The following is a 22368-nucleotide window of genomic DNA, read 5'->3' as shown; positions in this document are numbered from 1 at the left end:
TTTCTGGAAGCGCTGAACAGTTGCCTGCCGGCGCGTGCGGTTCAAAGAAAAGCCGCCGGCCGCAGTTGCAATGTTGTCAGCTGGCCTGTCAGGCCTTTTGATTCTTGGTGGCGTAGTCGACGGCGTTTTGCACCGTGGTGATCTTCTCGGCATCTTCGTCGGGAATTTCGATGCCGAATTCGTCTTCGAGTGCCATCACGAGTTCGACCGTGTCGAGCGAGTCAGCGCCGAGGTCGGCCACGAAAGCCTTTTCGTTCGTCACTTGGGACTCTTCCACGCCGAGTTGCTCGGCGATGATTTTCTTGACACGTGCTTCGATATCGCTCATTTGGTTCCCTCTGAGGGTTGTAGGTAATCGGTGGATTTTAGCCGGGCGCATTGTGGCATTTGCCGTGCACCCGGTGCGGGAAAGATTGCGCCTTTCGGCTACATGTGCATGCCGCCGTTGACGTGCAGCTCCTGCCCCGTGACGTATGACGCCTGGGGCGATGCGAGATAAGCCACTGCATGCGCGATGTCGGCTGGCTTGCCCAGATGCCCCAGAGGAATCTGCTGGAGCAGCGCCTGCTGCTGGGCTTCCGGGAGGCTGGCCGTCATGTCGGTTTCGATGAAACCGGGTGCGACGCAATTGACGGTGATGTTGCGGCTGCCGAGTTCACGGGCCAACGCGCGGGTCATGCCTGCGACGCCTGCCTTGGCAGCTGCGTAGTTGGCCTGGCCGGCATTGCCGGAGGCGCCCACCACGCTGGTGATGCTGATGATGCGACCATAGCGCTGCTTCATCATCGGGCGGATGACTGCGCGCGAAAGCGAGAAGACCGCTTTGAGATTGGTGTCGAGTACTGCATCCCAATCGCTGTCCTTCATGCGCATGGCGAGCGTGTCGCGCGTGATGCCGGCATTGTTGACCAGCACGTGGATCGCGCCATAGGCCTGCACGATCTCGTCGATCAGGGCTTCGACGGCGGCGCCGTCATTGACGTCGAGCGCCCGGCCGCGGCCGCCGAATGCGCTGAGCGCCGAAGTGATCTTGGCCGCACCTTCGTCGGTAGTGCCGGTGCCCACGACCTTCAGTCCGCGCTGGGCAAGCTCCAGTGCGATCGCTGCGCCGATACCGCGCGTCGCGCCGGTCACCAGGGCAACTTGCCCTTCGAATTTGGGAATGCTCATAAAAAAAGTGTCTGGCCTTGCCGGTCAGCCGGCGAGCGATTGTCGGATGTCCGCGAGCGTGGCCGGGTCGTACACCGACGCGGCTTCCAGATCGGGAGCGATGCGCTTCACCATGCCGGCCAGCACCTTGCCGGGACCGCACTCGATGATGGAGGCGACACCGCGCAGTTTCAAGGCCTGGACACTCTCGACCCAACGCACCGGGCCTGCGGCCTGGCGCACCAGCGCATCGCGGATGCGGTCGGCATCGGTTTCCACAGCCACATCGATGTTGTTCAACACTGGAATCTGCGGCGGCGCCAGCGTGGTGGAGGCCAGCTTCTCGCGCAGAGCCTCGGCGGCAGGCTTCATCAGGCTCGAATGAAACGGTGCCGACACAGGCAGGAGCAACGCACGCTTGGCGCCGTTGGCCTTGAGCAGTTCGCAGGCCTTGTCGACGGCGGCCTTGCTACCGGCAATCACGGTCTGCATCGGATCGTTGAAGTTCACTGCCTCCACGATTTCGCTGCTGTCTGAACCGAAGCTCGCAGTGGCCTCCGCACAGCCTGCAACCACCTTGCCCGACTCCATGCCAAGCACCGCAGCCATCGCCCCGACGCCGACAGGCACAGCCTGTTGCATCGCTTGCGCACGGAAACGCACCAACGGCGCGGCCTGCGCCAACGACAGCACGCCCGAGGCGACCAATGCCGAGTACTCGCCCAGCGAATGACCCGCCACGACCGCAGGCTTCGAGCCGCCTTCAGCCAACCATGCCCGCCACGCCGCCACCCCGGCCACCAGCATCACCGGCTGGGTATTGGTAGTCAGCGCCAGTTCTTCCTTGGGACCATTCTTGATCAGCGCGCCCACGTCTTCACCGAGCGCGTCCGAAGCTTCGCGCAAGGTCTCGACAACGGCAGGGTGGCCGACCCAGGCGTCGAGCATGCCGACTGCCTGCGAGCCCTGACCCGGAAAGACAAAAGCAAAGGATTTCATTGTTTATGCGTCATCTCGCATTGCGGGCGTCCTCTGCCGGACGCCGCAACACACTACAGGTTCAATAGGACTGCGCCCCAGGTGAAGCCACCGCCTACGCCTTCGAGCATGAGCGTTTCGCCTTTCTTCACCTTGCCGGAGCGGACGGCCTCATCGAGCGCCAGCGGAATCGAGGCGGCCGATGTGTTGCCGTGCTCGTTCACAGTGACGATCAATTTCTCGCGAGGAAGCTTCAGCTTCTTCGCCGTGCCTTCCATGATTCGGATGTTGGCCTGATGCGGAATGAGCCAATCGATGTCCGCATCGGTCTTGCCCGCCTTGGCGAGCGTGGCGCGCGCAGCCTCTTCGAGCACGCGAACGGCGAGCTTGAAGACGGCCTGGCCGTCCATGTGCAGCAGCGGCGTGCCCAGGACATTGCCACCGGAAACATGCCCCGGCACGCAAAGAATGCCGACGTGCTTGCCATCGGCATGCAGGTCGCTCGCCAGAATGCCGGGCTCGTCGCTCGCCTCGAGCACCACCGCCCCGGCACCATCGCCGAACAGCACGCAAGTGGTGCGATCGTTGAAGTCCAGGATGCGGGAGAACACCTCGGCGCCCACCACGAGGGCACAGCGCGCGGTGCCCGTCCGGATCATCGCGTCGGCGACGGTGAGCGCATAGACGAAGCCGCTGCAGACCGCCTGGACGTCGAATGCCGGACAGCCGGCAATGCCGAGCTTGTTCTGGAGAATGGCCGCCGAGGACGGGAACACCATATCGGGCGTCGAAGTCGCCACGATGATCAGGTCGACATCGCTGGCCTTCCGGCCTGCGGATTCGAGCGCGTGGCGGGCTGCCTCGAGACCAAGATCGCTGCTCGTGACGTCCGGAGCGGCAAAGTGCCGCGCATGGATGCCGGTGCGCTCGACGATCCATTGGTCGGAAGTTTCGATGCCGCGCTCCGCCAACTCCTTGGCGAGATCGTCATTGGTCACGCGGCGTGGAGGCAGATAGCTGCCGGTGCCGGTAATGCGTGAATAAGGGGTCATCAAACGTGAAGGGCTGACGCGTCGACCGGCGCCGCCGGTTCTTGCCGCGCGAGCAAAGGCGCGGCGTGGGCGATGCGGGCCCGCACGCGATCGAGCAGGTTGTTGCGAGCGGCATCATAAGCGCGATCCAGCGCATGGCCGAAAGCCACTTCGTCAGCCGAGCCATGACTCTTAAACACCAGGCCACGCAGCCCCAAAAGCGCAGCGCCGTTGTATCGGCGGTGATCAAGACGGCTTTTAAAAGCTTTTAGAACCGGATACGCAACAATCGCAGCCAGTTTGGTGAAAGCATTTCTGGAAAATTCAACGCGAATGAATTCTCCGATCATCGAAGCAACGCCCTCGCTGGCCTTCAGCGCGACATTTCCGACGAAACCGTCACATACGACGATGTCCGTCGTGCCCTTAAAAATATCGTTGCCTTCCACGTTTCCGTAGAAGTTCAGATCTTTCGAATTGGCAGCCGTACGCAGCAGTTGACTGGCTTTCTTGATCGTTTCGCTGCCCTTGATCGCTTCTTCACCGATGTTGAGCAACCCGACCGATGGCGCCTCGTTGCCGGTCAATGCAGACACCAGGGCCGAGCCGAGCACGGCGAACTGAAGCAAATCCTCGGCATCGCAGTCGACGTTTGCACCCAGGTCGAGCACGGTTGTCGCCCCACCCTTGGCATTGGGCAGCTGCGGCGCGATGGCGGGCCGATCGATCCCTTCAAGCGTCTTGAGCAGATAGCGCGCAATGGCCATCAGCGCCCCAGTATTGCCAGCAGAGACGGCCGCTTGTGCGACACCGTCCTTGACCTGCTGGATAGCCACACGCATCGAAGAATCTTTCTTCTTGCGAAGAGCAATTTCCACTGGATCGTCCATGCCCACGACCTCGCTGGCAGCGACGATCCGGGCGCGGGGATGCGTGGCAAAGCCAGAAAGCGCCGCCGGCACGCCGACAAGCAACAACGAGGCCTCGCTGTGCCGCTCGAGAAAGGCGCGGCAGGCCGCGAGCGTGACTCGCGGCCCATGATCACCCCCCATGCAATCGACGGCCAGCGTGATTGCGGAAGGAGCAGCAGTGATTTCGGGGGAAGAAGGCGTAGCCATCAAAACAAAGGCCCGACGCTACAGGGAAAGTAGCTTCGGGCCTTGGCCTTGGGATGCGAGATCAGGCTTCGGACTTGTTCTTGAGCACCTGGCGGCCACGGTAGAAACCGTTGGGGCTGATGTGGTGACGCAGGTGCGTTTCACCGGTGGTCGGCTCGACGGCGATGCCGGGAACGACCAGCGCATTGTGGGAACGGTGCATGCCGCGCTTGGAAGGCGACTTCTTGTTTTGCTGGACGGCCATGGTGGCTCCTGGACTGTAAGGTGAGTGAAAAGGTGCGGGCTCAAACAGTGGCAATGCAGTGACATGGCTGGCATGTGCTGATCTGCGATGCATCTCACGGCGGCGCGCGCGAAGCCCATGATTATAGCCCAGCCACCGCGAAAGAGCTACTTGCCCTCTTCCAAGCCGTCTTTCGGCGTGCGCGAACGCAACGCTTCGAGGGCAGCAAAGGGATTCGGCTTGGCCTCTCCGGCAGCCTTGAAGTCTTCGTCGCTGGAGGAAAGGCGCACGGGCGCAGGACAAATGTCGTGGACCGGCATGACGGGGATTTCCATCAGAAGCTCGTCCTCGATCAGCGTGCGCAGGTCGAAATCACGGCTGACGACGAGCAGGTCTTCGTCCGCCTCCTCATCTTCCGCCTCGGCGGTCGCCTCGTCGGCCACGAAACGGAACCAGCGGTCCACCGAAAGCAGCGTTTCCACGGGCGCCAGGCAACGCTGGCAAACCAGCGGCACGGTGGCTTCGGCTTCAAGATGCATCCAGGGCGTGGGCTTGCCGTCTGCGCCTGGGCGCTCTTCCCCGCTGGCCTCCCACCGGACCACCGCCTCGGGGGCCGGGGCAGCCAGTTCGGCGACCAGGCGCTCATAGTCAGGGACCGGGTCTGCGGCATCCAGGGTGGCAGCGGCGGCCGTGAAGGCCGGCACATTGAGCCGTTCGGGGGCAAATTCTCTCTTCATCCGCACCAGTCTATCGCGCCTGCTCACTCGCGTGCGTCGGGCGTGCCTCAGGGTCTTGGAGGCTCACGCACAATCTCCTCATGCAACGCACAGTGATCCTTGCCTCGACCTCGCGCTACCGCCAAGAACTGCTCAACCGCCTCAGACTGCCCTTCGACGTGCACTCGCCCGAAGTGGACGAAACACCGCTTCCCGGAGAAACACCGCGCGACCTGGCTCTGAGGCTGGCGCTCGAAAAGGCCAACGCCGTGGCCACGCGCTTTCCGCAAGCCGTGGTCATCGGCTCGGACCAGGTGGCAGACCTGGCCGGCGAAGCGCTCGGCAAGCCCGGCGACCATGTCCGCGCCACCGCCCAGTTGCGCCGCATGAGCGGCCAGACGCTGATCTTCCAGACGGCCGTGGCCGTCGTCTGCCACGCTTCCGGCTTCGTCCAGCGCGACATCGCGCCTGTGCGCGTGGTTTTTCGCGACCTCAGCGACACGGCGATCGAGCAATACCTGCAGGCCGAACAGCCCTACGACTGCGCCGGCAGTGCCAAGAGCGAAGGCCTCGGCATCGCATTGCTGGACGCAATCGACAGCGATGACCCGACAGCGCTCGTCGGCCTGCCGTTGATCCGCACCTGCCAGATGCTGCGCGCTGCAGGAGTCGAACTGCTGTGACAACACCCAAAGGCAAGCTCTATCTCGTTCCGGCGCCGCTCGACTTCGGTTGCGAAGTGCAGGCTCCGCTGCAGGACGCCCTGCCGCTCGGCACGCTGCAGCTCGCGGCAGGCATCACGCACTGGATCTGCGAGAACGCGAAGTCAGCGCGCGCCTATCTCAAGCGCATCGACGCCATTGCGCCTCTCGCAGCACCCCTGCAGGCGCAAGACATCCAGGAACTGCCGCGCGAAGTGCACAAGAAGGGCGACCATGCCGGCCAGTTCGACGCCCGCCCGCTGCTGGCTGCCGCGCTGGAGGGTCACGACATCGGCCTGCTGAGCGAGGCAGGCATGCCGGCCGTGGCCGACCCAGGTTCTTCGGTCGCACGCGCCGCACACGATCTGGGCCTCACCGTGGTGCCCCTCACCGGCCCGGTGTCGTTGCTGCTGGCGCTGGCTGCGAGTGGCCTGAATGGCCAGAACTTCGCCTTCGTAGGCTACCTGCCGCAGGATGCCGGCGAGCGCCAGGTGCGCATCCGCGAGCTCGAAGCACTGGCGCTCAAGTCGGGCCAGACACAGCTGTTCATCGAAACGCCCTATCGCAACGCCTCGCTGCTGCAGGCGCTCCTGCAGACTTTGCAGCACAACACCCGGCTTGCCGTGGCGCGCGGATTGACGCTGGCCACGGCGCAGGTGCGCAGCGAAACGGTCAAGTCCTGGCGCGCCGCGAAGCCGCAAGCCACCACGGACGAACGCCTGCCCGCCGTGTTCGCGATCGGCCGTTGACCATGGTGGCCGTCACCCCGGGCGCACGCTGGGCGTCGCGTGCGCAGTTCTTTTCCGCCGGCTTCATCTTCGCGACCTGGGGCGTGCACGTGCCCACGGTCAAGGCGCACTACGGCATCGATGAAGCGCAACTCGGGCTGGCCATGCTCGCGGCCGGTGCGGGCGCGATGATCGGCTTGACCAGCGCGGGCCGCTGGATCGGCCGCCACGGTCCGCGCCGCACGGCCGGCATCTGCGGCTGCATCTACGCGCTGCTGCTGGCCGGACTGATCGCCATGCCGGGTTACTTTGCGCTGCTGCTCCTGCTGGCCGCCTTCGGCCTGGTAACCAGCGTGTTCGACGTGTCCATCAACACAGAAGCCGCGCAGCTCGAATTGCACGGCGGCACGCCACTCATGAGCGGAATGCACGGCATGTTCAGCCTGGGCGGCATGGCAGGCGCCGCCAGCGGCAGTGCCGCACTGGCGGCCGGCCTGGGCGCGCAGGCGCACCTGCTGATCGTTGCCGCAGCCATGATGGCGTTGGTGGCGGCGGCCACGCGGCACATGCTGCCCCGACCGGCCACCAGCGGCGCAGCCGAAGCCGACCACGGTTTCCTGCTGCCGCGCGGCACGCTCGCCGTGCTGGGCGTGCTCGCCGCGCTGGGCCTGATCGCCGAAGGCGCAATCTACGACTGGAGCGTGCTCTACATGCAGCAGGAGATCGGCAGTCCGCAGCAGCAGGCCGCGCTGGCCTATGCAAGCTTCTCGGCTGCCATGGCAGCAGCGCGGTTCGGCGGCGATGCGATGCGCGCCCGTTTCTCGCCTGCCACGCTGCTGCTCGGAAGCGGATTGCTGGCCGCGGCGGCCATGGCCCTGGTGCTGATCACCAACCTGTCCTGGCTGGCGCTGGTCGGTTTTGCGGGCGTGGGCGTGGGTTTCGCGAACGTGGTGCCGATCCTGTTCTCGGCTTCGGCGAAAGTGCCGGGGGTCGAGCCTGCGCGCGGCATCGCCTCGGTGTCGGCCGTGGCCTATCTGGGATTCATGGCAGGCCCGGCGGCCATTGGCTTGCTCGCGCGGGCAACGTCGCTGACGGCCGCGCTCTATGTGGTCGTGGTTTTCGCTGCAGCGCTGGCGGCATCGGCGCGCTACACCGCCCGCAGCGAAACCAGGTAGGCGAATCGGGTCAGCGCAGCGCCGGCGCGGTGTGCATCAGGCGCACGGTGGTCTCGGCCATTGCAGCGCCGAACTTCTTTGCCAGCTTCTCGGCCACGTTGTCACGACGGGTGTAGTCGATGACTTCCTCGGCCTTGATGACCTCGCGGGCCACGTAGTCGACATTGCCCAGCTGATCCGCCAGGCCGTATTCAACGGCCTGCTCGCCGCTCCAGAACAGGCCGCTGAACAGGCCAGGCGTGTCGAGCTTCAGGCGATCGCCGCGTCCAGTCTTCACCACGTTGATGAACTGGGCGTGGATCTGGTTCAGCATGGTCTGTGCATGGGCGCGCTGAGCGTCGCTCATCGGACTGAACGGATCGAGGAAGCCCTTGTTCTCGCCGGCAGTGAGCAAGCGGCGCTCGACGCCGACCTTCTCCATCACGCCGGTGAAGCCGAAGCCATCCATCAGAACGCCGATGCTGCCGACGATGCTGGCCTTGTCGACGTAGATCTTGTCCGCCGCTGCAGCGATGTAGTAAGCCGCCGACGCGCAGGTCTCCTCGACCACGGCATAGACCGGCTTCTTGTACTTGGCCTTCAGGCGCTTGATCTCGTCGTTGATGATGCCGGCCTGCACCGGGCTGCCGCCAGGCGAGTTGATCAGCAGCACCACGCCCTTGGCGCCCTCGTCCTCGAACGCGGTCTTCATGGCGGCCACGACGAATTCGGCGCTGGCGTCGCCGCCATTGGCGATCTCGCCCTTGATCTCGACGACGGCCGTGTGGGCCGTGGTCTTGGCGGTGCTCGGCGTGCTGCGCGAAAGCGCGAGCCAGGCCAGGAAGATGAAGAACGCCAGCCAGGACAGGCGCACGAAGGTCTTCCAGCGGCGCGTGGCCTTCTGTTCGTTCAGCGAGGCGAAAGCAAGCTTCTCGAGGGTGGCGCGTTCCCAACCGGGACGCTGCGTGGGATCTTTGGCCATGTTATTGGGAGGAGCCGGCTCAAATGGTTCGAACCCCGCGGGTTCCGTTCGGTTCGGGTCGGTCATGTCAGAAGGTCAGGGGATGAAGGTTCCAGTCAGTATGCCAGTGCACTACGCCGTCATGCTCGCTCAAGGCGATCTTCACGAGGCCGCCGCGGCACGGGCCGCCCGCGCATTCGCCGGTGTCGGGCCTGTAGACCGCGCCATGCGTCGCGCACAGCAGCCACTGGCCGGTGTCGTCGAAGAACCGGTCGGGCTGGAAGTCCATCTCCATCGCCACATGGCTGCAGCGATTGAGAAATGCATGCGGCAGGCCTTCGAAGCGAATCGCGAAGGCGCGGCAGGTCTCGCCGCCATGGACCACGTCGAATGGAACGGCCAAGCCGCCTTCGACCAGATCCGACGCGTTGCACAAGGGGATGCGTTCTTCACTCATGGCAACACAAGTCCGGCTTCAGGCGTTGCCGAGGAGCCACGCCTTGAGATCGGCCACCGAATGCGCGATGTGCAGCGGTTTGAACTCGTCGAAGCTGGCGGGCTCGTGGGCGCCGTAGCTCACCCCCACACAGGCGGCGCCGGCATTCTGCGCGAGCTGCAGGTCGTGCGTGGTGTCGCCGATCATCAGCGTGCGTTCGGGTGTCACGTCGAGTTCTTCCATCAGCTCGAGCAGCATGCGCGGATGCGGCTTGCCGAAGGTTTCGTCGGCCGTGCGCGAGGCGTCGAAGCGGTCGCGCAGCGCCACCGACCTGAGCGCCTCATTCAGGCCGCGGCGCGACTTGCCGGTGGCAACCGCCAGCCTGTGGCCTCGCGCACGCAGGGCATCGAGCATCGGCAACACGCCGTCGAACAGCACCAGGTCATCCTGGTGCTGCAGGTAGTGGTAGCGGTAGCGCGCGCCGAGCTCGGGATACTTTTCCTTCGGCACGTCGGGCGCGGCACGCGCCAACGCCTCGGCCAGTCCGAGGCCGATCACCCAGGCAGCGTCGTTCTCGCTCGGCTTGGCGCCGCCGACGTCGACCACCGCAGCCTGGATGCAGCGCACGATCAGGCGCGTGGAGTCGTAGAGGGTGCCGTCCCAGTCGAAGGCGATCAGGTCGAAGTTGAGGGGTCTGGATGATTCAGTCATGGGACGTGGGAGTGGGGTGTTGGGCCATGGCCTCGAGGGCAGCGGGCGACATCAGCACGCGCAGCTCGGGCGGCAGGTCGGCCTGCAGCGCCACGCGGTCGCCGCTGGCCGGATGGTTGAACTGCAGCCGCCAGGCATGCAGGAACATGCGCTTGAGGCCAAGCTTCTGCAGTGTGCGCTGGCGCTCGGATTCGCCGTACTTGTCGTCGCCCGCGATCGGGTGCCCGGCCGAGGCGAGGTGCACGCGGATCTGGTGCGTGCGACCGGTCTTGATGGTCACGGCCAGCAATGACAGCGGCGTGGCGTCGCCCGGCATCGCGAGCCGTGCCAGCACGCGAACCAGCGTGACGGCACGCATGGCGTCCGGGTGGTCCTTGGCGACCACGCGCACGCGGCGCTCGCCGGCACCCGCTCCGGAGCCGTCGGGCAACAGGTATTTGGCCAGCGGCGCATCGAGCACCTTCCTGTTGGCGGGCCAGTCGCCCTCGACGAGTGCCAGATAGGTCTTGCCGGTTTCGCGCTCCCGGAACTGGTCCTGCAACGCGACCAGCGCACTGCGCTTCTTGGCCACCAGCAGGATGCCGGAGGTCTCCCGGTCGAGCCGATGCACCAGTTCCAGGAACCTGGCGCCGGGCCGCGCGGTGCGCAATTGCTCGATCACGCCGAAGCTCACGCCGCTGCCGCCGTGGACAGCCACGCCGGCGGGCTTGTCGATGGCCAGCACGGCGTCGTCTTCCAGCAATACCGGGAATTCGCGTGCCGGCGCGGGCGGGGCGGCGCCCTCTTCCGCCCGCGGCGACAGCCGGATCGGCGGCAGCCGCAGCACGTCGCCTGCCTCGATGCGGGTTTCAGCCTGCACGCGGCCCTTGTTGATGCGGACCTCGCCCGAACGAATGATCCGGTAGACGTGCGTCTTCGGCACGCCTTTCAGATGGCGGAAAAGGAAGTTGTCGAGCCGCTGCCCTACGGATTCGGCGTCGACCGTGAGAAATCGGATGGCCGAATGCGGCGCGGCGTCATCGGCCGGGGCTTTTCGGTCTGCGGGATTTCGAGCAGCCGCGGGGCCTTGCTTCGCACCTATAATGTTTTTCACCAGCGCGGTCATGTAAGTGCTTGATTAGACAGAAGTTTAGTCCACTGCCATCAAATACCCAGGGCGGCGCTGCGAGGTCGATGCCGCTTTGGCGCTCAGCTGCAAACCCCGCGCAATTGCGCAAAGTGGCAGAGCAGGCGCCCAAGTCAAGCCGACACCCACGAAACACCGATACGGAATACCCAGCCTGCAGCTGACCAAGCTGCAGGCGGATCGAAGCGAGTCCCTTGTTGTGTTGATGCTGCTGATTCAACTTTGCCTGCGCTGGCCCACCTGGTTTCGACCAGTGGCCGCAGGCATCGAACGATCGGTAGCGCGCGCCACCCTTGCGCAACCGGCTATCAAAAAGATAGCTACCCAACACCGAATCTGGCTCGCGCCCATCCACGCGCCCCCACCCCGGCTGTCTGCTTGAGCTAACGCTCGAGAGGCCTGCACGCGCTCGGCGCGGCAGCGACAGCATCCGGGGCCCAAGCGGCAATTCCCTGGTTTCGCGGGCGTCGTCCGTGCATCGTTGGCCCATCAAGGGCCGGTAGAACGATACATATAAGGACAACGCATCATGAAGCGGATGCTGATCAATGCCACGCAGGCCGAAGAACGCCGCCTGGCCATCGTCGACGGGCAGAAACTGCTCGACTACGAAATCGAAATCGAAGGGCGCGAACAGCGCAAGGGCAACATCTACAAAGCGGTCGTGACGCGCGTCGAGCCTTCGCTCGAAGCCTGTTTCGTCGACTACGGCGAAGACCGCCACGGCTTCCTGCCGTTCAAGGAAATCTCCAAGCAGTACTTCGCCGAGGGCGTGTCTGCCAGCCAGGCCCGCATCCAGGACGCGATCCGCGAAGGCCAGGAACTGACCGTCCAGGTCGAGAAAGAAGAACGCGGCAACAAGGGCGCCGCCCTCACCACCTTCATCTCTCTCGCGGGCCGCTACGTCGTGCTGATGCCGAACAACCCCCGTGGCGGTGGCGTGTCACGCCGCATCGAGGGCGACGACCGCGCCGAACTCAAGGAGGCGATGGACCAGCTCGAGTACCCGAAGGGCATGAGCATCATCGCGCGCACCGCCGGCATCGGCCGCTCGGCGCCCGAACTCCAGTGGGACCTGAACTACCTGCTCAAGCTCTGGAGCGCCATCGACGGTGCGGCCAAGGGCGGCAAGGGCGCGTTCCTGATCTACCAGGAATCCTCGCTCGTCATCCGCGCGATCCGTGACTATTTCAATCACGACATCGGCGACATCCTGATCGACACCGACGACATCTACGACCAGGCGCAGCAGTTCATGGCGCACGTCATGCCCGAGCATGCCGCCCGCGTGAAGCGTTACCGCGATGACGCGGCCCTGTTCAGCCGTTTCCAGATCGAGCACCAGATCGAGTCGGCCTACGCCCGCACCGTGCAGCTGCCTTCGGGCGGCGCCATCGTGATCGACCACACCGAAGCGCTGGTCTCGGTCGACGTCAACTCCGCCCGCGCCATCAAGGGCGGCGACATCGAAGAAACCGCCACCCGCACCAACCTCGAAGCCGCCGACGAAGTGGCCCGCCAGATGCGCCTGCGCGACCTGGGCGGCCTGATCGTCATCGACTTCATCGACATGGACGAGTCGAAGAACCGCCGCGAAGTCGAAAGCCGCTTGCGCGACGCGCTGCGCCAGGACCGCGCCCGCGTGCAGTTCGGCTCGATCAGCAAGTTCGGCCTGATGGAAATGAGCCGCCAGCGCCTGAAGCCGGCGCTGAGCGAAGGTTCGTCGATCCCCTGCCCCCGTTGCGGCGGCTCGGGCCACATCCGCGACACCGAATCGAGCGCGCTGCAGATCCTGCGCATCATTCAGGAAGAGTCCATGAAGGACAACACGGCCGCCGTGCATGTGCAGGTGCCTGTGGAAGTCGCTTCGTTCCTGCTGAACGAAAAGCGCCCCGAGATCGCCAAGATCGAGCTCAAGCAGCGCGTCACCGTGCTCATGGTGCCGAACAAGACGCTCGAAACGCCGAACTACAAGCTCGAGCGCCTGAAGCACGACGACCCGCGCCTCGACCACATCGAAGCCAGCTACAAGATGGCCGACGAGATCGAGGATCCGACCTCGGTCACGCGCCGTTCGCAGGAGCCCACCAACAAGCAGACCCCGGTCATCAAGGGCGTGTTGCCCGACGCGCCCGCGCCTGTGGTGCCGCCCAAGCCCGAAGCGGTGCGCCCTCCGGTGGCGGCACCTGCACCGGTCGCACCGCCTGTGGTGGCCGCGCCCGTGCCGGCACAGACTGGCTTCGTCGGCTGGATCAAGAAGCTGTTCGGCGCTGCGCCGGAACCCGTGGCAGCGCCCGCACCGGCGCCTTCCGCGATTCCGGTCGAGGCACCGAAGCCTCGACGCGACGGCCGCCCTGGCCGTGACGGCGAGGCACGCGGCGGACGCGACGGCGAACAGCGCCGCGGCGGCCGCAACGGTGAAGGTCGCGGAGAAGGCCGCGGCGAGAACGGCGGCCGCTCGGGCGGACGCGACGGCGAACAACGCCGCGGCGGCCGTGGCGGTGAACGCCGCGAAGGTCGCGAGGGCCGTGAAGGGCGCGAAGGCCGCAACGGCGAACTGCGCGCCGACGGCACCAGCCAACCTCGCGATCAGCGCGAACCTCGTGAGCCGCGTGAAGCCCGCGCACCGCGCGACGGCGAACAACGCCGCAACGGTCGCGGCGAGCGTCGCGAAGGCGAAGGCCGCGAGGCCCGCAACCTGCCGACGGAGGCCCTCGATGGCAACGCCAACCTCGAAGCCCAGCAACTGGTGCCCGGCGCCGCGCAGGGCGAAGAAGGCAGCACCGGCGAACGCGCACCGCGTCCCCGCCGTGAACGTGGCGAGCGCGGCGACCGTGCGGAACGTGGTGAACGTGCCGAGCGCGGGGAACGCAACGACCGCGTCGAACGCAGCGCCGAAGGTGGCGAAGGCGCCGCCCAGGGCGAGCGCCAACCCCGCAACGGTCGTGAAGGACGCGAGCCGCGCGAAGGTCGCGGCGACGAGCAGCGTGCACCGCGTGGCGACCGCAACGACGGCCGCCGCGAGCGTCGCAACGACGCGCCGCAGCTGAACGGCGACGCTGAAGTGGCAGCCGCCGCCGATGCCGAGCAGCAAGGCAGCGAAGCCCTCGACGGCAGCAACGAGCAGGCACCGCGCCGCGAAGGCGACGAACGCCGCGGTCGTTCGCGTGACCGCTATGGCCGCGACCGCCGCGAACGCGGCCCGCGCGACGGCAGCGATGCCGCCACCGCCGAAGCGCCTGTCGCCACGGAGGCAATCGCCGAAAGCCAGCAGGCCCTGCCGCTCGCATCGGAGCGCGTCGAAACGTTCCAGGCTGTCGAAGCCATCGCCGCGGAAGTTCGCGAGCCGGCGCCGCAGCAGCAACCGCGTGCCGAGCGCCCTGCGCCGGTCGCGGCTGCCACCGCGCCGATCGTGGTCGAAAGCGCCAAGGCCCCTGCCGCCGCGCCCGCCGCCAATGGCCGCGCGTTGCCCAAGGTGCAGCCCTTCGAGCTGCCGCTGGCCGAACTCGCGCAGATCGCCGAAGGTTCGGGCCTGCAGTGGGTCAATTCCGACGCAGAACGCATCGAGCAGGCACGCGCCGCAATTGCCGCCGAACCGAAGCCGGTGCATGTGCCCCGCGAGCGCCCGCCGGTGGTGGTACTCGACGAAGGCCCGCTGGTGCTGGTCGAAACGCGCCGCGACCTCGGTTCGATGTCGCTGCCGTTCGAGCAGGCTGCTCCTGACGCTACAGCGCAGCAACGCACGCTCTGAGCGACACCCGCTCGCAAATGAAAGACGGCGCCGATGGCGCCGTTTTTTTATGCTTGCCCCGGATCAGGCCTCAGTCACGGGCTCGTCGCCGGCAGACCTGGCTTCTTCGGCCGTGGCACGTTGGGCGAACACCGCGGCGCGCTGGGCCCTGATGGTGTTGCAAGCCAGCACGGCTGGCGCTTCGCAGGATTTGAGCCGGCTTGCCGCATCGATGCCAAGGGCACCCTGATCAGAGCTCGGCGCGACTGCGTGTCCAGGGTGTGTCGGCCTCCGGACGCCAGCCGGCATCAGCCGATCGATCTACGGCGGCGACAACCCGCCAGCGTCGAGGACGTCATGCAAGAAGGTCCGTATAGCCTATAGGCCGGCCGACCGGCCCCATTGCCAGCGAAGAAGCTCAGCCGTGCTCGACCTGCGCAGCGCGCTTCCAGGCTTCGGCGGCCTGGGTGGCATCGTTGCGGTCTTCGGCGAGCTGGGCCAATGCCAGCCAGGCGCGGCGGTACAGCTCGGTGTCCTGCAGCCCCAGCCCGGCCTGCATCAGCAGTTGCTGGGCCTTGCCCCAGAGCTGGCGCTTCATGCAGGCCATGCCCGCGAGGTACTGCAGGTTGGGGTCGCGAGGGTTGTTGCGCTGCGCGCTTTCGATGCGGGCGAGCCAATCGGCATCGACCGAGTCGAGCCCCGCCTCGAGAGCCCGTGCGAGCTTCACACGCAGCCCGTCACCGAGGCCGCGCGGGTTGGCCACCATGCGCTCCCAGGCCGGCAGCAGCCAGCCGCGTGCGAGTGCCAGGTCGCCACGCAGCGCGACCATGCGTTGCGCAGCATGGATAGCCACCTCGGGCATCTCGCGCTCGCTCGCGTCAAGTTCGGTCCAGGCGCGCAGCAGCTGTGCCGGGTCGTGCGCGCCGGACAGCAGCTCCGTTGCGAGGCCGCGCACGATGCTTTGTGCCGCAGCCTCGGAGAAGGCACGGTGCTTGGCCAGCAGCCGTGCGGTTTCGAGCGCTTCGAGCGTGCGGCGGTCCTGGCGGGCAGCCTTCAGGCGCAAGCGCAGGGCCAGCGTGCGGCGCTGCGCGCCCTGCGGCAGTTCTTCGAGCCTCGCCAGCGCGGCGGCGGCATCGCGGTCCTCGAGGGCCCAGCGCGCGGCACGCAACTGCACGCCTTCGCGGGTCTCGGGGCTGGCGAGCACGGCCCGGTCGACGCTTTCGTTGAGAGCCTGCTGCAGATGGGCGTCGCGTGCAGGCTTGTCCTGCAAGGCCTGCGCGCTTTCGGCGGCCAGCAGGTGCGACAGCACGCGCACCTGCTGCGCCTGCGGCAGGCTGGCACCCAGCGCGGCCAGGGTCTTTTCCTGTGTGAGCGCTGCCAAGGCGGCCTTGCGGGCACGAGAAAAGCGGCCGGAGATGAGCTGCACCATCGCGTCGAGCACCGACGCGTGCAGCGTGCGCTCCTTCTGCTGCAGCCGCCATTGGCGCGCCTGCTTCGGCAGCGAGAACAGCGCCGCCAACGCGCGCAGAGCGGCATGCAGCAGCACGAAGGCCACCAGCAGGATCACCAGCACGAGGTTGAGCGACAGGTCTACGCGCCAAGGCGGCCAGAACACGGTGATCGTGCCCTGGTTGTTGCCTGCAAAAAGTGCAACGGCCGCGGCGACGGCGAACAGTGCGAGGAGCCAGATTGCTGCGCGCATTCCCGGTCAGCGTCCTGCAGCCGCGGTAGCGAGCGCGGTAAGGGTGTCATCGATGCGCACCGGCTCGGTCGTCTTCAGCTGCGACTGCAGCTGCTGCAGCAGCGTCGCGGCCGCCTGCGTGCGGCGGGAAGCGGGGTCGAAGTAGCGATTGAGCGAGGCGGTCACCTGGGAAAGTTCGATGCGCGTGGCTTCCATCTGCCGCGACAGCAGGGACAGGCGTGCGTTGAGCAGCTTGAGCTTGAGGTTCTCGCGCAGGAAGTACGACTGCTCCGGCGCCAGCAGGATGGCCTCAGGACTCTGGATGCGGCCCACGCGCAGCAGCGAACGCAGTTCGCCGCGCACTGTCAGCAACACGCGCTGCCACCACGGCGCGTCGGCAGGAATCGGTTCGGCCTGCCAGCCGTTGGTGCCGGTGCCGCGCACCGTGACGGCATTGAGCGTGGGAAGGTCGTCCACGCCGCGCATCAGTTCGTCGAGCTTCTGCAATGCGTCGGCGTTGTCGGTGCTGGCGCTGCTGCGCAGGCGATCGGCGTCGCGCTGCATGGCGCGCTGCAAGGGCGCAAGCCGCGGCTGCGCCGCCCGTGCGATGCGCTGGTCGCCGGCCTTGAGTGCGGCCAGCAGCGGCTCCACACTGCCGGTGACCTGGGCCTGCTGCAGCGCCAGGCGCACGGCCGAGTCGATGTCGACCACGAGGTTCTCGTCGCGCGAACGCGAGAGGCTTTGAATGAGTTCCTCGAGCTGCGAGCGTTGCAGCGCGACCTCGGCCACGCGCGTTTCGACCAGCGCGACCCGCGCCGAAGCATCGCGCACCGTGTCGCTGGCCTGGCGAGCCAGCGTACGGGCTTCCATCGACTGGGCAATGGCATCGGCGCTCTGGCGCGCCAACTGCTCCTTCATGCCGCTGACCTTCTGCCACAGCGCAATCGCCATCAGCAATGCAGCGAGTGCGACGAGGGCCACGAGGCCGTACGCGAGGCGCGACAGGATCAGCGCGCCGGCGGCCTGTGCCGCCGGTGTCTGGTGCGGCGCCAGGGTGGCGGGCACCGGCGGCGTGGCGGCAGGGGGAGAAGAAAAATCGTCTGACGGGGACGCGGCGCTCATGCCAGCGATTCTATCGACGCGACCAGTGCGTCCCGCAGCGGTGTGCATACACACAACGCCCCGAAACCCGCGGCCCGCGCGGCTTCGCCGATGCGTGCGTGGGTGGCGACGGCGCTCGCGGCATGCCAGTTGGTGCCGGGCATCGCACGCTGCAGGTTGCCGATGGCCTCCGAACTGCTGAAGAGCCAGATCGCACGGCCCGCGGCGCCTTCGGCGGCGAGACGCCGCTGCGCCTCGTCCAGCGAGGGCGCCAGGCGCCGGTACGCGACCACGGTATCGCGCAAGCCGCCCGCGGCATCGATCTCCCGGGCAAGCCAGTCGCGGCCCGCGGGGTGACCGGCTTCGTCGCCGCCTCGCGCGATCAGCACGCGCGTGCCGGCCGACACCTGCGGCTGCACGCGTTCCCACAGCGCCTCGGAATCGAAGCGGGTGGCTTCGGGCGGCGGCGCATCGATCAACCCGTCGGGGATGCCCGCGCGATGCAGGGCACGCCCGGTGCCAGGGCCCGTCGCCCAGAAACGGCAGCCCGCCAATGAAACGCCGTCGTCCTTATGGGCGAAGAAATGTTCGACCGCCGTGGCACTCACGAACATCAGGGCGGCGTAGCCGGAGAGCTGCATCCACGCTTTCTTCAAGGGCGCGGCGTCGATCACGGGTTCGATCACGATCAGCGGCAGTGCCACCGCATCGAGCCCGGCGGCGCGCAGGTCGGCAACCCAGTGCGCGGCCTCGCGCGCCGGCCGCGTGACGATGACGGGGCGGGTGGTCATGCGATGACCACGGGCGTCAGCGCGCTCCGGCGTCGCGCAGCAGCGCCGCGGCGCGCCGGCCGAGCGCGTCGGCCTCGGCGAAGCCGGCGCCGGGCGCCAGCGCATGCACCTTCACCAGGGGCTCGTTGCCTTCGGGGTCGCCCTCGGCGAAGCCGGCGCCGGGCGCCAGCGCATGCACCTTCACCAGGGGCTCGTTGCCTTCGGGGTCGCCCCAGGCTGCATCGATGCGCAATGCGCCGTCGGCCTGCCAGCGTGCATGGGCCGCCAGCGGCATCGAGCAGCTGCCGCCCATCGCCCGGCTCACGGCACGCTCGGCGCTGGTCGAGAGCCAGTCGCCTTCGTGGGCGAGCGACTTCAGCAGCTCGAGGAGTTCGGTGCGGTCCGCGCGCACTTCGATGCCCAATGCGCCCTGGCCTGCGGCCGGCAGCATCGTGTCGGGGTCGAAGGCCACGCGGATGCGGCTTTCGAGCCCCAGCCGCTTGAGCCCCGCCGCGGCCAGCACGATGGCGTCGTACTGGCCTTCGTCGAGCTTGCGCAGCCGGGTGTCGAGGTTGCCGCGCAGCGGTTCGATGCGCAGGTCCGGCCGCAGCGCGCGCAGCAGCACCACGCGGCGAAGGCTGGAGGTGCCGACCACCGCGCCCTGCGGCAGTTCGTCGATGGAGGCATGGCGGTTGGAGACCAGCGCGTCGCGCGGATCTTCGCGCTCGAGCACGCAGGCCAGCGCGAAGCCTTCGGGCAGGTCCATCGGCACGTCCTTGAGCGAATGGACCGCGATGTCGGCGCGCCCTTCTTCGAGCGCGAGTTCGAGCTCCTTCACGAAGAGCCCCTTGCCGCCGACCTTGCTGAGCGACCGGTCGAGGATCTGGTCGCCGGTGGTCGTGAGGCCCAGCAGGCTGACCGTGTGGCCCCGTTCTTGCAGAAGCGCCTGCACGTGTTCGGCCTGCCAGAGGGCCAGCCGGCTTTCGCGCGTGGCGATCACGATGTTGCTCAAGACCGTTCCCGAAAAGTACATGTTGCGAAACCGCCGGAATGCTAGCATGTTGCGCCGCAGCAACGACGGCGCCTCCATTCAAGAAGTCCAGGACAAACATCGAATGAAAGCCAGCAAGACCCCTGCCCCACCCAAGCGCCGTCAGGCCGAAGACCAGCCACTGATCGACGACATCCGGCTGCTGGGCCGGATCCTTGGCGATGTGATCCGGGAGCAGGAAGGCGACGAGACCTACGCGCTGGTCGAGAAGATCCGCACGCTGTCGGTGGCGTTCCGCCGCGATGCCGACCAGGCCGCCGATCGCGCGCTGAAGAACCTGCTCAAGGGCCTGAGTGCGGCGGAAACGGTGCGCGTCATCCGCGCCTTCACCTACTTCAGCCACCTGGCCAACCTGGCCGAAGACCGTCATCAGATCCGCCGCCGCACGGAAACCGAGCGCGCCGGCGAGAGCGTCGACGGCGACCTGCAGACCGCGCTGGCGCGCATCCGCAAGGCCGGCGTGAAGCCCGACGAGATCGTTGCCTCGCTGGCCCACAGCTATGTGTCGCCCGTGCTCACCGCGCACCCGACCGAAGTGCAGCGCAAGAGCATCCTCGACGCGGAGCGTGCCATCGCGCAGCTGCTTACCGCGCGCGACGAGATCAAGCTGCGCCAGAGCGCCTATGCGGGAGCCAAGGACGCGCTCACGCCGCTCGAGTTCGCCGACAACGAAACGCAGATGCGCATCCGCGTCACGCAGATCTGGCAGACGCGCCTGCTGCGCTTCTCCAAGCTCACCGTGGCCGACGAGATCGAGAACGCGCTGAGCTACTACGAGGCCACCTTCCTGCGCGAGATCCCGCGCGTGTACGCCGACCTCGAGAAGGCGCTGGCGCAAGGCGGCCACGCACCGTCTGTCGCGCCCTTCCTGCGCATGGGCCAGTGGATCGGCGGCGACCGCGACGGCAACCCCAACGTCACCGCCGAGACGCTCGAGTACGCACTGCGCCGGCAGTGCGAGCTGGCGCTGCGCTACTACCTCACCGAGGTGCACTACCTCGGCGGCGAGCTGTCGCTCTCTGCCACGCTGGTCGACGTGTCCGTGGAAATGCAGGCGCTGGCCGAGCGTTCGCCCGACATGAGCGAGCACCGCAAGGACGAGCCCTACCGCCGCGCCCTCACCGGCGTGTATTCGCGCCTGGCCGCCACGCTGCACGAACTCACCGGCGGCGAGGCCGCGCGCCATGCGGTGGCGCCGCAGAACCCGTACAGGTCGGCCGAGGAGTTCCTTGCCGACCTTCGCACCGTCGAGGAATCGCTCGAGGAAAAGCACGGCAGCGTGCTCGCTGCGCCGCGACTGAAGCCGCTGATCCGCGCAGTCGAGGTGTTCGGCTTCCACCTGGCGACGGTCGACCTGCGGCAGAGCTCAGACAAGCACGAGGCGGTGATTGCCGAGCTGCTGGCCACCGCGCGCATCGAGCCTTCGTACGCCTCGCTCGCCGAAGAGGCCAAGCAGACGCTGCTGCTGCGCCTGCTCGACGACGCCCGCCCGCTGCGCGTGCCCGACGCCGACTACTCGCCGCTCGCGCGCAGCGAGCTGGCCATCTTCACCGCCGCGCGTGCCGCGCGTGCGCGCTACGGCGCGGCGGCCATCCGCCACTACATCATCAGCCACACCGAAACGGTGAGCGACCTGCTCGAGGCGCTGCTGCTGCAGAAGGAAGTGGGCCTGCTGCGCGGCGCAATGGCCACCAACGCGGTGTGCGACCTGATCGTGGTGCCGCTGTTCGAGACCATCGAGGACCTGCGCAACGCCGCGCCCATCGTGCGCGCCTTCTACGCGCTGCCGAACATCCAGGCGCTCATCGAGCGCTCGGGCGCCGAGCAGGACGTGATGCTGGGCTACAGCGACAGCAACAAGGACGGCGGCATCTTCACCAGCAACTGGGAGCTGTACCGCGCGGGCATCGCGCTGGTGTCGCTGTTCGACGAGCTGAACAAGAAGAAGGCCAACCCCATTCGCCTGCGCATGTTCCACGGCCGCGGCGGCACGGTGGGGCGCGGCGGCGGCCCGAGCTACCAGGCCATCCTGGCGCAGCCGCCGGGCACGGTGCGCGGCCAGATCCGCCTGACCGAGCAGGGCGAAGTCATCGGCTCCAAGTACGCCAACCGCGAGATCGGCCGGCGCAACCTCGAGACGCTGGTGGCCGCCACGCTCGAAGCCACGCTGCTGCCGCAGGGCAAGCTGGCGCCGGCCACCTTCCTTTCCGCCGCGGGAGAACTGTCGGCCGCCAGCATGGCCGCGTACCGCAAGCTGGTGTACGAGACCCCGGGCTTCGGCGACTACTTCTTCGGCTCCACGCCGATCCGCGAGATCGCCGAGCTCAACATCGGCTCGCGCCCCGCGTCGCGCAACCCGAGCCACAAGATCGACGACCTGCGTGCGGTTCCGTGGAGCTTCAGCTGGGGCCAATGCCGCCTCACCATCCCGGGCTGGTTCGGCTTCGGTTCGGGCGTGGAGCAGTTCCTGGCCGCGGCCGGCACCGCGGCAGGCAAGAAGGAACGCGTCGCGCTGCTGCAGCGCATGTACGAGCAGTGGCCGTTCTTCCGCACGCTGCTGTCGAACATGGACATGGTGCTGGCCAAGAGCGATCTCGCGCTGGCCTCGCGCTATGCCGAACTGGTCACCGACCGCAAGCTGCGCCAGAAGGTGTTCTCGATGATCGATGCCGAATGGCACCGCACGTCCGACGCGCTCACGCTCATCACGGGCGCGAAGCAGCGGCTCGAGGGCAACGCCGAGATGCAGCGCTCGGTGCGCCACCGCTTTCCTTACATCGATCCGCTGCACCACCTGCAGGTCGAGCTGATGCGCCGCTACCGCGCAGGCGACGGCGGCGAGCGGCTGCAGCGCGGCATCCACATCTCGATCAACGGCGTGGCGGCCGGGCTGCGCAACACGGGCTGACGCCACCGCGCCCGGAAACCGCAACGGGCCCTTCGGGGCCCGTCGTCGTTCGCGGCGCGCATAGACTCGCAGCCCCACCCACCGAAAGAGAACGC

20 protein-coding genes are annotated in these 22368 nt (G+C 67.2%); 5 read left to right on the top strand and 15 right to left on the bottom strand.

The genetic code is table 11. From position 1 onward, the window contains the following. Positions 1-88: 88 nt before the first annotated feature. The 7 genes from acpP to AACL56_RS10050 form a co-directional block, all read right to left on the bottom strand. Positions 89-328, bottom strand: coding sequence for an acyl carrier protein (gene acpP, locus AACL56_RS10080; protein WP_007830471.1), 240 nt, complete (start codon positions 326-328; stop codon positions 89-91). Between the two features lie 98 nt (positions 329-426). Beyond that, complete coding sequence (gene fabG, locus AACL56_RS10075; protein ID WP_339089706.1) at positions 427-1170, bottom strand: 3-oxoacyl-ACP reductase FabG; 744 nt, start codon at positions 1168-1170, stop codon at positions 427-429. A 24-nt stretch (positions 1171-1194) separates the two neighbouring features. After that, positions 1195-2148, bottom strand: coding sequence for an ACP S-malonyltransferase (fabD, locus tag AACL56_RS10070; protein ID WP_339089705.1), 954 nt, complete (start codon positions 2146-2148; stop codon positions 1195-1197). 53 nt (positions 2149-2201) lie between these two features. Continuing rightward, positions 2202-3179, bottom strand: a complete 978-nt coding sequence (locus AACL56_RS10065; RefSeq protein WP_339089704.1) for a beta-ketoacyl-ACP synthase III — start codon at positions 3177-3179, stop codon at positions 2202-2204. Further along, positions 3179-4276, bottom strand: coding sequence for a phosphate acyltransferase PlsX (gene plsX / locus AACL56_RS10060; RefSeq protein WP_339089703.1), 1098 nt, complete (start codon positions 4274-4276; stop codon positions 3179-3181). The genes AACL56_RS10065 and plsX overlap by 1 nt, the downstream gene beginning before the upstream one ends. Positions 4277-4337: 61 nt before the next feature. Then, entirely contained in the window at positions 4338-4520 is a 183-nt protein-coding gene (gene rpmF, locus AACL56_RS10055; RefSeq protein ID WP_007830466.1) for a 50S ribosomal protein L32, read from the bottom strand. A gap of 146 nt (positions 4521-4666) precedes the next feature. Further along, positions 4667-5236, bottom strand: a complete 570-nt coding sequence (locus tag AACL56_RS10050; RefSeq protein WP_339089702.1) for a YceD family protein — start codon at positions 5234-5236, stop codon at positions 4667-4669. An 80-nt stretch (positions 5237-5316) separates the two neighbouring features. Between AACL56_RS10050 and AACL56_RS10045 the strand changes: the two genes are divergently transcribed. The 3 genes from AACL56_RS10045 to AACL56_RS10035 are packed head-to-tail and all read left to right on the top strand — an operon-like array spanning position 5317 to position 7819. After that, positions 5317-5898 (top strand): Maf family protein, encoded by a 582-nt coding sequence (locus AACL56_RS10045; RefSeq protein WP_339089701.1) that lies wholly within the window; start codon positions 5317-5319, stop codon positions 5896-5898. Further along, a complete protein-coding gene (locus AACL56_RS10040) occupies positions 5895-6665 on the top strand; it encodes an SAM-dependent methyltransferase (RefSeq protein ID WP_339089700.1) in 771 nt (256 codons plus the stop codon). Before AACL56_RS10045 ends, AACL56_RS10040 begins: the two co-directional genes overlap by 4 nt. A gap of 2 nt (positions 6666-6667) precedes the next feature. Further along, positions 6668-7819 (top strand): MFS transporter, encoded by a 1152-nt coding sequence (locus AACL56_RS10035; RefSeq protein ID WP_339089699.1) that lies wholly within the window; start codon positions 6668-6670, stop codon positions 7817-7819. Positions 7820-7829: 10 nt separating this feature from the next. Here the strand turns inward: AACL56_RS10035 and AACL56_RS10030 are convergent, their stop codons facing one another. The 4 genes from AACL56_RS10030 to AACL56_RS10015 are packed head-to-tail and all read right to left on the bottom strand — an operon-like array spanning position 7830 to position 10999. Further along, positions 7830-8846: a S49 family peptidase gene (locus AACL56_RS10030; RefSeq protein WP_339089698.1), complete on the bottom strand. Its 1017-nt coding sequence runs from the start codon at positions 8844-8846 to the stop codon at positions 7830-7832. A gap of 1 nt (position 8847) precedes the next feature. Then, a complete protein-coding gene (locus tag AACL56_RS10025; protein ID WP_339089697.1) occupies positions 8848-9216 on the bottom strand; it encodes a Rieske (2Fe-2S) protein in 369 nt (122 codons plus the stop codon). Positions 9217-9234: 18 nt separating this feature from the next. Further along, positions 9235-9906: an HAD family hydrolase gene (locus AACL56_RS10020; RefSeq protein ID WP_339089696.1), complete on the bottom strand. Its 672-nt coding sequence runs from the start codon at positions 9904-9906 to the stop codon at positions 9235-9237. Continuing rightward, entirely contained in the window at positions 9899-10999 is a 1101-nt protein-coding gene (locus AACL56_RS10015) for an RluA family pseudouridine synthase (protein ID WP_339089695.1), read from the bottom strand. Before AACL56_RS10015 ends, AACL56_RS10020 begins: the two co-directional genes overlap by 8 nt. A 562-nt stretch (positions 11000-11561) precedes the next feature. Between AACL56_RS10015 and AACL56_RS10010 the strand changes: the two genes are divergently transcribed. Continuing rightward, entirely contained in the window at positions 11562-14783 is a 3222-nt protein-coding gene (locus AACL56_RS10010; protein ID WP_339089694.1) for an Rne/Rng family ribonuclease, read from the top strand. A gap of 397 nt (positions 14784-15180) precedes the next feature. Here the strand turns inward: AACL56_RS10010 and AACL56_RS10005 are convergent, their stop codons facing one another. From AACL56_RS10005 to hemC, 4 genes are read right to left on the bottom strand one after another with little or no spacing between them, the layout of a single operon-like run. Further along, positions 15181-16464: a heme biosynthesis protein HemY gene (locus AACL56_RS10005; protein ID WP_339089693.1), complete on the bottom strand. Its 1284-nt coding sequence runs from the start codon at positions 16462-16464 to the stop codon at positions 15181-15183. Between the two features lie 6 nt (positions 16465-16470). Further along, complete coding sequence (locus tag AACL56_RS10000; RefSeq protein ID WP_339089692.1) at positions 16471-17565, bottom strand: uroporphyrinogen-III C-methyltransferase; 1095 nt, start codon at positions 17563-17565, stop codon at positions 16471-16473. After that, a complete protein-coding gene (locus AACL56_RS09995) occupies positions 17562-18335 on the bottom strand; it encodes a uroporphyrinogen-III synthase (protein WP_339089691.1) in 774 nt (257 codons plus the stop codon). Before AACL56_RS09995 ends, AACL56_RS10000 begins: the two co-directional genes overlap by 4 nt. 16 nt (positions 18336-18351) lie before the next feature. Further along, positions 18352-19347: a hydroxymethylbilane synthase gene (hemC, locus tag AACL56_RS09990; protein ID WP_339089690.1), complete on the bottom strand. Its 996-nt coding sequence runs from the start codon at positions 19345-19347 to the stop codon at positions 18352-18354. A gap of 82 nt (positions 19348-19429) precedes the next feature. On the opposite strand from hemC, the gene ppc reads away from it, so the two are divergent. Beyond that, positions 19430-22273, top strand: coding sequence for a phosphoenolpyruvate carboxylase (gene ppc, locus AACL56_RS09985; protein WP_339089689.1), 2844 nt, complete (start codon positions 19430-19432; stop codon positions 22271-22273). Positions 22274-22368: the final 95 nt, after the last annotated feature.

The sequence above is a fragment of the Variovorax paradoxus genome (genome assembly GCF_902712855.1).
In the GTDB taxonomy this organism is placed as follows: Bacteria; Pseudomonadota; Gammaproteobacteria; order Burkholderiales; family Burkholderiaceae_C; genus Variovorax; species Variovorax paradoxus_Q.
This window is presented reverse-complemented; position numbering and strand designations above follow the sequence as displayed.